The following is an 11,307-nucleotide window of genomic DNA, read 5'->3' on the forward strand; positions in this document are numbered from 1 at the left end:
GCGGGGCGCCTCGCGTTCGGAATCGGGACGTCGGGTTTGTAGGCTGTCATCGTGAAGACGATGCCGGTCGCCGGCGCCGTCCCGACGATGCGCCATCCGCTCGACCCGGATCCGGTGCGTTCCACCAAGTCGCGGACGGTGTTCGCGCTCGGCCTCGCCGCGATGCTGACCGGTCTGTTCGTCGGGGGCATCGTTCCCGCGACGGTCGCGCTGATGCTGGCTCGGCAGGCCCGCCGTGAGGCGTACGCCTCGGGTGGTTACCTCACCGGGGCCGCCTGGCTGCGCCGGGGCGAGCAGTTGGCGTGGATCGGGATCGCGCTGGCCGCCACCGCGCTGGTGATGGCGAGCGTCATCGGCGTGGTCAATCTGGCCGACAGTTCGGTCGGCCGGGACTTCGCGCCCGGAGTCGACTAGGCGGCGCGGCCACGCGTCACCGCAGGGCACATGGGGACCGGGCGTGCGGCGGTAGCCTGGCGCCTGGCAGGGGCACCGCTGCCGGCACGGCAACGGTGGTTGTCCGATCGGCTCGGCCGCCGTGGGCGGCGGGTCGATGGTCATCAGGGGGGATGTTCGTGACGGAGGAGGCGCAGCCACCGGCGGTGGACCGTCCGGTGGAACACGCGCCGGAGGCGCCGCCCGGATATCAGCCCCGCTACCTCGAACCCTCGTACACCCTGCCGGCGGAGTCCGGGACCGGGACCGATTCCGCGTCCGCGCTTCCGACGGAGCGGGTGGGCCGGCCGAGCGAGTGGGCCCGGCCAGATTCGGACGGTTCCGCAGGTGCGGCGGTGCCAGGATCCGGCGGTGCTCCGACGCCGGCGTCAACGGCGGTGCCCGCGTACGGGCCGGGGCCGGTTTCCGCCGAGGCTCCGGTGTCCGGTGCGACCCCGGCGGCGTTCGCCGGTACGCCGTATCCGGTTGCCGACCCGCCGGTCCGGGCCGCCGTCCCCGGCTCGTACCCGTCGCCGTCCGGCGCGCCACAGGCGCGGACGTACCCGTCGGTGGCCGGCCAACGGTCCGGCGAGGTGCACGCGTCGCGGGTGCCGGCGCCGCCCCGGGAGTCCCTTCGGGCGCCCCGGCGTGTCGACGCGGTGCCGGGTACGCCGTTCGGCCTGGTGTACCTCGATGTGGCTCCAGTCACCTCGGGGCCGGCGGTCGCGGCCCTGGTCACCGGAATCGCCTCGGTGCTCGTCGCCTTCGCGGCGGGCTGCCTGGGCCTGCTCGGCCGCAACGGCGACTGGGGTGGCTGGGCGGCGGGCGCCTTCGCGGTGCTCGCCGGGCTGCTCGGCATCGTCGGGGTGCTGCTGGGGGAGCCGGGCCGGCGGCAGACCGGGGCCGCCGGTGCGGCGCCCCGGCCCGGCGCGAGGCGGCGACCGGTGGCGTGGCCGCCGGTTGCCGAGGGCGCTCCGCCGGTCCGGTACAGCGGGCACGGCCTGGCGGTCGCGGGACTGATCTGTGGTGGCGTGGGTCTCGCGCTGACGGTGCTGGCGCTCGCGGTGTCGGTGCTGTTTCAGGTCGCCTGAGTGACCGGGCGGGTCGTCGCGGCCCGGATGACCGGCCCGCCGAGCCGTTCGGCGAACGAGCCGGTACACTGGAAAGCCGGTAGTGCTTGTCGGGAGTGACACGAGGATCCGGGCCTGGCCGAGGGTTGTTGACAACCTTCCGAAGTTCTGTTTTGACGTGCCCACTTACGGTAGGTACTCTTTCCTCTCGTGCCCGGGCATGCCCGGGCAACTCGTGCGTGCGCCCGAGCCCATCTGCGGCGATCGGGTGGCCACGACAAAGTCGAAAAGGTCGGCCACGTTCACGCGTGCCGGCCGGCTGGAATCCGGCGCCGGAAACGACGTCGGAAACCGTGAGCGGGCGACACGCCCGACCGCGGGTGCCGGGACCACCCCGTGGTGGCCCTGGTGGAAGGTAAGAGAGTCACCCGAGAGGGCGACTAGAGACTCACAGCGCGGCCGCAGACAGACGGCCGAAGGGAGCGGAGAAACCCGGTGCCCACGATCCAGCAGCTGGTCCGAAAGGGCCGACAGGCGAAGACGAGTAAGACCAAGACGCCAGCGCTGAAGGGAAGCCCTCAGCGTCGTGGCGTCTGCACGCGCGTCTACACCACCACCCCCAAGAAGCCGAACTCCGCGCTGCGCAAGGTCGCTCGTGTGAAGCTCAGCAGCCAGATCGAGGTGACCGCCTACATCCCGGGCGTGGGTCACAACCTCCAGGAACACTCCCTCGTGCTGGTCCGCGGTGGCCGGGTGAAGGACCTTCCGGGCGTGCGTTACAAGATCGTCCGCGGTTCGCTGGACACCCAGGGTGTCCGCAACCGCAAGCAGGCCCGCAGCCGGTACGGCGCGAAGAAGGAGAAGAGCTGACATGCCGCGTAAAGGCCCCGCTCCGCGCCGTCCGCTCATCGCGGACCCGGTATACAACTCGCCGCTGGTGACCCAGCTGGTGAACAAGATCCTGCTCCGTGGCAAGCGTCAGCTCGCCGAGCGCATCGTCTACGAGGCCCTGGAAGGCTGCCGCGAGAAGTCCGGCACCGACCCGGTGGTCACCCTCAAGCGGGCGATGGACAACGTGAAGCCGACCCTCGAGGTCCGCAGCCGCCGTGTCGGTGGCGCGACCTACCAGGTGCCGGTCGAGGTGAAGCCCGTCCGGGCCACCACCCTCGGGCTGCGCTGGCTGGTCACCTACTCCCGCGCCCGTCGCGAGAAGACCATGGTCGAGCGGCTGATGAACGAGCTGCTCGACGCGAGCAACGGTCTTGGTGCCGCCGTCAAGCGGCGCGAGGACACCCACAAGATGGCCGAGTCCAACAAGGCCTTCGCGCACTACCGCTGGTAAAGACCCCCCGGGTTCCGGTGCGGTCCGCCGCGCCGGACCCGGCAACGGTCGCGAATACGCCGACGAGACGACGATAAGTAGGGATTGAAGTGGCCGCCGCAGAAGCGCTCGCCAAGGTACGCAACATCGGCATCATGGCGCACATCGATGCTGGTAAGACCACGACCACTGAGCGGATCCTGTTCTACACCGGCATCACGTACAAGATCGGTGAGGTCCACGAGGGCGCCGCCGTCATGGACTGGATGGAGCAGGAGCAGGAGCGGGGCATCACCATCACCTCCGCCGCCACGAAGTGTGAGTGGAAGGGCCACACGATCCAGATCATCGACACGCCCGGCCACGTCGACTTCACGGTCGAGGTCGAGCGGTCGCTGCGGGTGCTCGACGGTGCCGTCGCCGTCTACGACGGTGTGGCCGGGGTCGAGCCGCAGACCGAGAACGTCTGGCGGCAGGCCGACAAGTACAACGTCCCGCGGATGTGCTTCGTCAACAAGCTCGACCGGACCGGCGCGGACTTCGACCGCTGCGTGCAGATGATGGTCGAGCGGTTGAACGCGACGCCGCTGGTGCTGCAGGTGCCGATCGGGCTCGAGGGCGACCACATCGGCGTCGTCGACCTGATCGGGATGCGCGCGCTGACCTGGCGTGGCGAGACCCAGAAGGGCGAGGACTACGCGGTCGAGGAGATCCCGGCCGACCTCGTCGACGCGGCCACCGCGGCGCGGGAGAAGCTGATCGAGACCCTCGCCGACGTCGACGACGCGGTGATGGAGAAGTACCTCGAGGAAGTGGTGCTCTCCCCCGAGGAGATCAAGGCGGCGATCCGCCGGGCCACCATCGCCGGCAAGGCCAACCCGGTGCTCTGCGGTTCGGCGTTCAAGAACAAGGGCGTCCAGCCGATGCTCGACGCGGTGGTCGACTTCCTGCCGTCGCCGCTGGACGTTCCGGCGATCGAGGGCGTCGCCACCGACGGCGAGACCCCGCTGCTGCGGAAGCCGGACAAGAGCGAGCCGTTCTCGGGGCTGGCCTTCAAGATCCAGACCGACAAGCACCTGGGCAAGCTGACCTACGTGCGGGTCTACTCGGGCACGGTCGAAACCGGTAACCAGGTGATCAACTCCACCAAGGACCGCAAGGAACGGATCGGCAAGATCTACCAGATGCACGCCAACAAGCGGGAAGAGCGCAGCTCGGCCCAGGCTGGCGACATCATCGCGGTGCAGGGGCTCAAGCAGACCACCACCGGCGACACCCTGTGCGACCCGGCCAACCCGGTCATCCTGGAGTCGATGACGTTCCCGGAGCCGGTCATCGAGGTCGCGATCGAGCCGAAGACAAAGGCCGACCAGGAGAAGCTCGGCACCGCCATCCAGCGGCTCGCCGAGGAGGACCCGACGTTCCGGGTCAAGCTCGACCAGGAGACCGGCCAGACGGTCATCTCCGGCATGGGCGAGCTGCACCTGGACATCCTGGTCGACCGGATGCGCCGCGAGTTCAACGTCGAGGCCAACATCGGCAAGCCGCAGGTGGCGTACCGCGAGACGATCCGCCGCAAGGTGGACAAGATCGAGTACACCCACAAGAAGCAGACCGGTGGATCGGGCCAGTACGCCCGGGTCATCGTCAGCGTCGAGCCGCTGCCGCTGGACAACGACTCGCCGACGTACGAGTTCGCCAACGCCGTCACCGGTGGTCGGATCCCGCGGGAGTTCATCCCGTCGGTGGACGCCGGTGCCCAGGACGCCATGCAGTACGGCATCCTGGCCGGCTTCCCGCTGGTGGGTGTGAAGCTGACCCTGCTCGACGGCCAGTACCACGAGGTTGACTCGTCGGAAATGGCATTCAAGATCGCCGGCTCGATGGTGCTGAAGGACGCGGCCCGCAAGGCCGATCCGGCACTGCTCGAGCCGATGATGTCCGTCGAGGTCACGACGCCCGAGGAGAACATGGGCGACGTGATCGGCGACCTCAACTCCCGCCGTGGCATCATCCAGGCGATGGAGGAGCGCAGTGGCGCTCGCATCGTCCGGGCACTGGTGCCGCTTTCGGAGATGTTCGGCTATGTCGGCGACCTGCGGTCGAAGACCCAGGGCCGGGCTAGCTACAGCATGCAGTTCGACTCCTACGCCGAGGTTCCCGCGAGCGTGGCGAAGGAGATCATCGCGAAGGCGACGGGTGAGTGAGCGGAAACGCCGCACTCACCCCGTGCCGGGCCGGTGATACCGCGAGCGTGGCGGGCGGGTAATCTCGCCCGCGGCGCTCACGGGCCGGGCTGCGAGACCGGGCCTGATGGTTTCACCGCCGCAAGACCCACATGACTTCCCGATCGGGACACCTCGGTCGGAAAGGCTGTCGACAGAGTCCTAAGCGCCACGTGGCGCGCCGGGCGTACGAACCAAGAAGTCCACAGGAGGACACCAGTGGCGAAGGCGAAGTTCGAGCGGACTAAGCCGCACGTCAACATCGGCACCATTGGTCACATCGACCACGGTAAGACGACGCTGACGGCGGCCATCACCAAGGTCCTGCACGACAGGATGCCGGACCTGAACCCGTACACGCCGTTCGACGAGATCGACAAGGCGCCGGAGGAGAAGGCCCGCGGCATCACGATCTCGATCGCACACGTCGAGTACCAGACCGAGGCGCGGCACTACGCACACGTGGACTGCCCCGGTCACGCCGACTACATCAAGAACATGATCACCGGTGCCGCGCAGATGGACGGCGCGATCCTGGTGGTCGCGGCGACCGACGGCCCGATGCCGCAGACCCGCGAGCACGTGCTGCTGGCCCGTCAGGTCGGCGTGCCCTACATCGTCGTGGCGCTCAACAAGAGCGACATGGTCGATGACGAGGAGCTGCTCGAACTGGTCGAGCTCGAGGTCCGTGAGCTGCTGTCGGCGCAGGAGTACCCGGGCGACGACCTGCCGGTCGTGCGGGTCTCGGCGCTCAAGGCGCTCGAGGGCGACCCGGAGTGGACCGACAAGCTCATGGACCTGATGAGCGCTGTCGACACGGCGATCCCGCAGCCGGAGCGCGAGACCGAGAAGCCGTTCCTGATGCCGGTCGAGGATGTCTTCACGATCACCGGTCGTGGCACGGTCGTCACCGGTCGGGTGGAGCGCGGTGTGCTCCTGCCGAACGAGGACGTCGAGCTGGTCGGTATCAAGGAGAAGGGCTTCAAGACCAAGGTCACCGCGATCGAGATGTTCCGCAAGACCCTGGACGACGCTCGCGCAGGCGAGAACGTCGGCCTGCTGCTGCGTGGTACCAAGCGCGACGAGGTCGAGCGCGGCATGGTCGTGGTGAAGCCGGGGACGAACACCCCGCACACCGAGTTCGAGGCGACCGTCTACATCCTCTCCAAGGAGGAGGGTGGCCGGCACACCCCGTTCTTCCAGAACTACCGTCCGCAGTTCTACTTCCGGACCACGGACGTCACCGGCGTTGTCACGCTGCCCGAGGGCACCGAGATGGTCATGCCGGGCGACAACACCTCGATGACCGTGAAGCTCATCCAGCCGATCGCGATGGAGGACAACCTCAAGTTCGCGATCCGTGAGGGTGGCCGTACGGTCGGCGCGGGTTTCGTCAGCAAGATCCTCAAGTAATCGAGTAATCAAGGTAACCCCGATTAGCGTTGCCGTGCGGTAGTACGGCATACTGGTCAGGTTGCGTACCGGCAGGGTGGCTGGCTGCCCGGCAGTCAGCCACCCTTGCTGGGCGTCTGGGGCGTGGTCCGCCACTCCCGGCGCCGCCGAACTTCCCGCAGGGGCGGGGGCCGCCTCGGACTTCCGGGGTGGAGTCTGGCCCCGGGGTGCGACACGCCCGACCGCGGGGGTCGGACAACACGGGAAATCGGCAGCGTCCGGGCCAGGCAGGCAAGAACCCGCTCCAGTAGCGGGCCCCGCGTGAGGGCGGACGGGCGTGCAGGCGTGCGGACGGACAAGGCGAGAGAAGGAACAGAGGGCACCATGGCGGGACAGAAGATCCGCATTCGGCTCAAGGCATACGACCACGAGGTGGTCGACTCCTCGGCGCGCAAGATTGTTGAGACGGTGACGCGTACCGGGGCTCAGGTCGCGGGTCCGGTGCCGCTGCCCACGGAGATCAATCGCTTCTGCGTGATCCGTTCGCCGCACAAGTACAAGGACTCGCGCGAGCACTTCGAGATGCGCACACACAAGCGTCTGATCGACATCATCGACCCGACCCCCAAGACGGTCGACTCGCTCATGCGCCTCGACCTGCCGGCTGGCGTCGACATCGAGATCAAGCTGTAGGGACCGGACTAATGGACAGGGAAGTTAAGGGCATCCTGGGCGCCAAGCTCGGCATGACCCAGATCTGGGACAACAATCGTGTTGTCCCGGTGACGGTGGTGCAGGCCGGGCCGTGTGTCGTGACCCAGGTCCGCACGGCTGACAAGGACGGCTACTCCGCGGTCCAGTTGGCCTACGGCGTGGTCGACCCCCGGAAGGTCAAGAAGCCGATCAGCGGCCACTACGCGAAGGCGAACGTGGCGCCGCGCCGGCACATCGTCGAGCTGCGCACCGTCGACGCCGGCGACTACGAGCTGGGCCAGGAGGTGAACGTCGAGACGTTCACCCCCGGCAGCACGATCGACGTGACCGGCCGGACCAAGGGCAAGGGCTTCGCCGGTGTGATGAAGCGGCACGGCTTCCACGGCCTGCGCGCGAGCCACGGTGTGGAGCGCAAGCACCGCTCGCCCGGCTCCATCGGCGCCTGCGCGACCCCCGGTCGCGTCTTCAAGGGCGTCAAGATGGCCGGCCGGATGGGTGGCGTGCGCTTCACCGTGCAGAACCTGACCGTCCAGGCGGTCGACGTGGACAACAACCTGCTGCTCGTCCGGGGTGCCATTCCCGGCCCCAAGGGCGCGCTGGTGCTGGTCCGGTCGGCGGCCAAGGCCGAGGCGAAGAAGGGTGGTGCTGCCAAGTGACCACCGTTGACGTGCTGAACGTCGAGGGTGCCAAGAGCGGCTCCGTCGAGCTGCCCGCCGCCGTCTTCGACGTACAGGCGAACATCGCGCTGATGCACCAGGTCGTGGTCGCACAGCTCGCCGCCGCGCGGCAGGGTACGCACAAGGTGAAGACCCGCGGCGAGGTCGCCGGTGGCGGCAAGAAGCCGTACAAGCAGAAGGGCACCGGTCGGGCCCGCCAGGGTTCGATCCGCGCGCCGCAGTTCGCCGGTGGTGGCGTCGTGCACGGGCCGGTCCCGCGCGACTACAGCCAGCGGACCCCGAAGAAGATGAAGGCCGCCGCGCTGCGCGGTGCCCTGTCGGACCGGGCCCGCAACGGCCAGGTGCACGTGGTGGAGAGCTTCGTCAGCGGCGAAAAGCCGTCGACCAAGGCCGCCATCACCGCGCTGGGCAAGGCGACCTCGGCCAGGCGGGTCCTGGTGGTGCTGAGCAGCACCGACGAGCTGAACTGGCTGTCGCTGCGCAACGAGCCCCGGGTGCACCTGCTGGAGGCTGGCCAGCTCAACACGTACGACGTGCTGGTGGCCGACGATGTGGTCTTCACCAAGGAGGCCCTGGACGAGTTCCTGGGTGTCCGCGGTGGGGCGCAGGACGAGGAGAGCGAGAAGTGACCACGATCGCCGACCCGCGAGACATCATCTTCGCGCCGGTCGTCTCGGAGAAGAGCTACAGCGAGCTTAACCAGAACTGGTACACCTTTCTGGTGCACCCGGACGCCAACAAGACGGCGATCAAGATCGCGATCCAGCAGATCTTCAACGTCCGCGTCCTGACGGTGAACACGCTCAACCGCGAAGGTAAGCGCAAGCGGACCCGTACCGGGTACGGCAAGCGCAAGAACACCAAGCGGGCGATGGTGAAGCTGGCTGACGGTGACCGCATCGAGGCCTTCGGCGGCCCGGTCAGCTGAGGGGTATAGACAATGGCTATCCGTAAGTACAAGCCGACGACGCCGGGCCGGCGTGGCTCCAGCGTCGCCGACTTCGCTGAGATCACCCGGTCGACCCCGGAGAAGTCGCTGCTGGTTCCGCTGCCGAAGAAGGGCGGGCGTAACGCCCACGGCCGGATCACCACGCGGCACCACGGTGGTGGGCACAAGCGCCAGTACCGTCTGATCGACTTCAAGCGGGTCGACAAGGACGGCGTACCGGCGAAGGTCGCGCACATCGAGTACGACCCGAACCGCACCGCGCGGATCGCGCTGCTGCACTACGCCGACGGCGAGAAGCGGTACATCCTCGCGCCGAAGGACCTGAAGCAGGGCGACCGGGTGGAGTCCGGCCCGGGCGCCGACATCAAGCCGGGCAACAACCTGCCGCTGCGCAACATCCCGGTGGGTTCGACGATCCACGGTGTGGAGCTGCGTCCGGGCGGTGGCGCCAAGCTGGCGCGGTCGGCCGGCGTCGGCATCCAGCTGCTGGGCCGGGAAGGCGCGTACGCCACGCTGCGGATGCCCTCCGGCGAGATCCGGCGGGTGGACGTGCGTTGCCGGGCGACGATCGGTGAGATCGGCAACGCCGACCAGTCAAACATCAACTGGGGCAAGGCCGGCCGGATGCGGTGGAAGGGCCGGCGCCCGACCGTTCGTGGTGTGGCGATGAACCCGGTCGACCACCCGCACGGTGGTGGTGAGGGTAAGACGTCCGGTGGTCGTCACCCGGTGAACCCGCAGGGTAAGCCCGAGGGCCGTACCCGTCAGAAGGGCAAGGCGAGCGACCGCCTCATCGTCCGCCGCCGCTACGCCACCCGCAAGCGCGGCTAAGGGAGATAGGTAGACATGCCTCGCAGCCTGAAGAAGGGCCCGTTCATCGACGACCACCTGCTCAAGAAGGTGGAGACGCAGAACGAAAAGGGCTCGAAGAACGTCATCAAGACCTGGTCGCGCCGCTCGACGATCATCCCGGACATGCTCGGGCACACGATCGCTGTGCACGACGGGCGCAAGCACGTTCCGGTGTTCATCACCGAGGCGATGGTCGGGCACAAGCTCGGCGAGTTTGCGCTGACCCGCACGTTCAAGGGTCACGAGAAGGACGACCGGAAGAGCCGCCGGCGCTGAGCGCCGACCACGGATTAAGGATCAAGGGGTTTCAGCGATGCCAGTAAAGGGCGACGCTCCGGTGCTTCCGGGCGCGCGGGCGGTTGCGCGACACGTGCGCATCTCGCCGACGAAGGCGCGCCGGGTGGTCAACCTCGTCCGCGGTCTGCCCGCGAAAGAGGCGCTCACGGTGCTGCAGTTCGCGCCGCAGGCGGCGAGTGAGCAGGTCTACAAGGTGCTCGCCAGTGCGATCGCCAACGCGGAGAACAACGAGCGGCTGGACCCCGACGCGTTGCTCGTCAGCGAGGCGTTCGTCGACGAGGGCCCGACGATGAAGCGCTTCCAGCCACGGGCGCAGGGCCGGGCGTACCGGATCCGCAAGCGGACGTGCCACATCACCATCGTGGTCGAGGCCGTCGCGCCGGCCGCGCCGGCGAAGCGGGCCGCGGCGAAGAAGGCCGCACCGGCCAAGTCGACCGAGGCGGCGCAGGCCGCACCGGCCGACGAGACGCAGAGCAAGACGGAGGGTGCCGAGTAATGGGTCAGAAGGTTCACCCGCACGGGTTCCGGCTCGGCATCTCGACCGACTGGAAGTCCCGCTGGTTCGCGGACAAGCTCTACAAGGACTACATCGGCGAGGATGTCAAGATCCGCCGCATGATGTCCAAGGGTCTGGAGCGGGCCGGCATTTCCAAGGTCGACATCGAGCGGACCCGGGACCGGGTCCGGGTCGACATCCACACCGCACGGCCGGGCATCGTCATCGGCCGTAAGGGCGCCGAGGCGGACCGGATCCGTGGCGAGCTGGAGAAGCTGACCGGCAAGCAGGTCCAGCTCAACATCCTCGAGGTGAAGAGCCCGGAGTCGGACGCGCAGCTCGTCGCGCAGGGCGTGGCGGAGCAGCTGTCCAGCCGGGTCAGCTTCCGGCGGGCGATGCGTAAGGCCATGCAGTCGGCGATGAAGAACCCGCTCGTCAAGGGCATCCGGGTGCAGGTCTCGGGTCGTCTCGGTGGCGCGGAAATGAGCCGCACCGAGTTCTACCGCGAGGGTCGGGTTCCGCTGCACACGCTGCGGGCCAACATCGAGTACGGCTTCTTCGAGGCCCGGACCACCTTCGGCCGGATCGGCGTGAAGGTCTGGATCTACAAGGGCGACGCCGTACCCGGTCGGGAAGCACCGGCCGAGACGGGCCCGGCGCGTCCGCGCCGCGAGCGTGGCGACCGTCCCGAGCGGCCGCGTCGCGGCCGGTCCGGATCGTCCGGCACGACCGCTGGCGGCACCGAGGCCGGTCGGGCGGCGGCGGCGGAGATCTCCGGCGTCCCCGCTGAGGCTACGAACGAAAACGCCGCGCCGGCTCCGGCCGCGCCGGCCGCTCCGGCCGCTCCGGCCGGGGCGGACAGCTCAGCGCAGGAGGGCTGAC

The 11,307-nt window shown here is 68.6% G+C and carries 14 protein-coding genes; all 14 read left to right on the forward strand.

Translation table 11 applies throughout. The features are described from left to right. Positions 1 to 60: 60 nt before the first annotated feature. The 14 genes from I0C86_RS21100 (at position 61) to rpsC (ending at position 11,306) form a co-directional block, all read left to right on the forward strand. Positions 61 to 414, forward strand: coding sequence for a hypothetical protein (locus tag I0C86_RS21100; RefSeq protein ID WP_196203013.1), 354 nt, complete (start codon positions 61 to 63; stop codon positions 412 to 414). 152 nt (positions 415 to 566) lie between these two features. Further along, positions 567 to 1,523, forward strand: coding sequence for a hypothetical protein (locus I0C86_RS43595; protein WP_230394506.1), 957 nt, complete (start codon positions 567 to 569; stop codon positions 1,521 to 1,523). Between the two features lie 474 nt (positions 1,524 to 1,997). After that, a complete protein-coding gene (gene rpsL, locus I0C86_RS21110) occupies positions 1,998 to 2,372 on the forward strand; it encodes a 30S ribosomal protein S12 (RefSeq protein ID WP_101368150.1) in 375 nt (124 codons plus the stop codon). 1 nt (position 2,373) lies between these two features. Continuing rightward, entirely contained in the window at positions 2,374 to 2,844 is a 471-nt protein-coding gene (rpsG, locus tag I0C86_RS21115; RefSeq protein WP_192765402.1) for a 30S ribosomal protein S7, read from the forward strand. 89 nt (positions 2,845 to 2,933) lie between these two features. After that, positions 2,934 to 5,030, forward strand: coding sequence for an elongation factor G (fusA, locus tag I0C86_RS21120; RefSeq protein WP_196202992.1), 2,097 nt, complete (start codon positions 2,934 to 2,936; stop codon positions 5,028 to 5,030). Positions 5,031 to 5,267: 237 nt separating this feature from the next. After that, on the forward strand, positions 5,268 to 6,461 hold the full coding sequence (gene tuf / locus I0C86_RS21125; protein ID WP_196202993.1) for an elongation factor Tu: 1,194 nt from the start codon (positions 5,268 to 5,270) through the stop codon (positions 6,459 to 6,461). Positions 6,462 to 6,824: 363 nt separating this feature from the next. Beyond that, complete coding sequence (rpsJ, locus tag I0C86_RS21130) at positions 6,825 to 7,133, forward strand: 30S ribosomal protein S10 (RefSeq protein WP_007073037.1); 309 nt, start codon at positions 6,825 to 6,827, stop codon at positions 7,131 to 7,133. 11 nt (positions 7,134 to 7,144) lie between these two features. Then, positions 7,145 to 7,810 (forward strand): 50S ribosomal protein L3, encoded by a 666-nt coding sequence (rplC, locus tag I0C86_RS21135; protein ID WP_196202994.1) that lies wholly within the window; start codon positions 7,145 to 7,147, stop codon positions 7,808 to 7,810. After that, on the forward strand, positions 7,807 to 8,460 hold the full coding sequence (gene rplD / locus I0C86_RS21140; RefSeq protein ID WP_196202995.1) for a 50S ribosomal protein L4: 654 nt from the start codon (positions 7,807 to 7,809) through the stop codon (positions 8,458 to 8,460). Before rplC ends, rplD begins: the two co-directional genes overlap by 4 nt. Continuing rightward, positions 8,457 to 8,759 (forward strand): 50S ribosomal protein L23, encoded by a 303-nt coding sequence (rplW, locus tag I0C86_RS21145; RefSeq protein ID WP_192765397.1) that lies wholly within the window; start codon positions 8,457 to 8,459, stop codon positions 8,757 to 8,759. Before rplD ends, rplW begins: the two co-directional genes overlap by 4 nt. A 12-nt stretch (positions 8,760 to 8,771) precedes the next feature. After that, complete coding sequence (gene rplB, locus I0C86_RS21150) at positions 8,772 to 9,611, forward strand: 50S ribosomal protein L2 (RefSeq protein WP_192765396.1); 840 nt, start codon at positions 8,772 to 8,774, stop codon at positions 9,609 to 9,611. Between the two features lie 15 nt (positions 9,612 to 9,626). After that, positions 9,627 to 9,908: a 30S ribosomal protein S19 gene (rpsS, locus tag I0C86_RS21155; protein WP_101368142.1), complete on the forward strand. Its 282-nt coding sequence runs from the start codon at positions 9,627 to 9,629 to the stop codon at positions 9,906 to 9,908. 37 nt (positions 9,909 to 9,945) lie between these two features. Continuing rightward, positions 9,946 to 10,425 carry a 50S ribosomal protein L22 gene (rplV, locus tag I0C86_RS21160; protein WP_196202996.1) on the forward strand — a complete coding sequence of 160 codons (480 nt, stop codon included), beginning with the start codon at positions 9,946 to 9,948 and terminating at the stop codon, positions 10,423 to 10,425. Beyond that, positions 10,425 to 11,306, forward strand: coding sequence for a 30S ribosomal protein S3 (gene rpsC / locus I0C86_RS21165; protein ID WP_230394507.1), 882 nt, complete (start codon positions 10,425 to 10,427; stop codon positions 11,304 to 11,306). The genes rplV and rpsC overlap by 1 nt, the downstream gene beginning before the upstream one ends. Position 11,307 lies beyond the last annotated feature (1 nt).

Source organism: Plantactinospora alkalitolerans, from assembly GCF_015690345.1.
GTDB classification, from domain to species: domain Bacteria; phylum Actinomycetota; class Actinomycetes; order Mycobacteriales; family Micromonosporaceae; genus Plantactinospora; species Plantactinospora alkalitolerans.

What these genes read in the sequence shown, in the direction of transcription:
- rpsC (WP_230394507.1), top strand. Translation starts at nt 10,425, where the DNA reads ATGGGTCAGAAGGTTCACCCGCACGGGTTCCGGCTCGGCATCTCGACC.
- rplC (WP_196202994.1), top strand. Translation starts at nt 7,145, where the DNA reads ATGGACAGGGAAGTTAAGGGCATCCTGGGCGCCAAGCTCGGCATGACC.
- I0C86_RS43595 (WP_230394506.1), top strand. Translation starts at nt 567, where the DNA reads ATGTTCGTGACGGAGGAGGCGCAGCCACCGGCGGTGGACCGTCCGGTG.
- rplV (WP_196202996.1), top strand. Translation starts at nt 9,946, where the DNA reads ATGCCAGTAAAGGGCGACGCTCCGGTGCTTCCGGGCGCGCGGGCGGTT.
- rpsG (WP_192765402.1), top strand. Translation starts at nt 2,374, where the DNA reads ATGCCGCGTAAAGGCCCCGCTCCGCGCCGTCCGCTCATCGCGGACCCG.
- rpsS (WP_101368142.1), top strand. Translation starts at nt 9,627, where the DNA reads ATGCCTCGCAGCCTGAAGAAGGGCCCGTTCATCGACGACCACCTGCTC.
- rplB (WP_192765396.1), top strand. Translation starts at nt 8,772, where the DNA reads ATGGCTATCCGTAAGTACAAGCCGACGACGCCGGGCCGGCGTGGCTCC.
- I0C86_RS21100 (WP_196203013.1), top strand. Translation starts at nt 61, where the DNA reads ATGCCGGTCGCCGGCGCCGTCCCGACGATGCGCCATCCGCTCGACCCG.
- rpsJ (WP_007073037.1), top strand. Translation starts at nt 6,825, where the DNA reads ATGGCGGGACAGAAGATCCGCATTCGGCTCAAGGCATACGACCACGAG.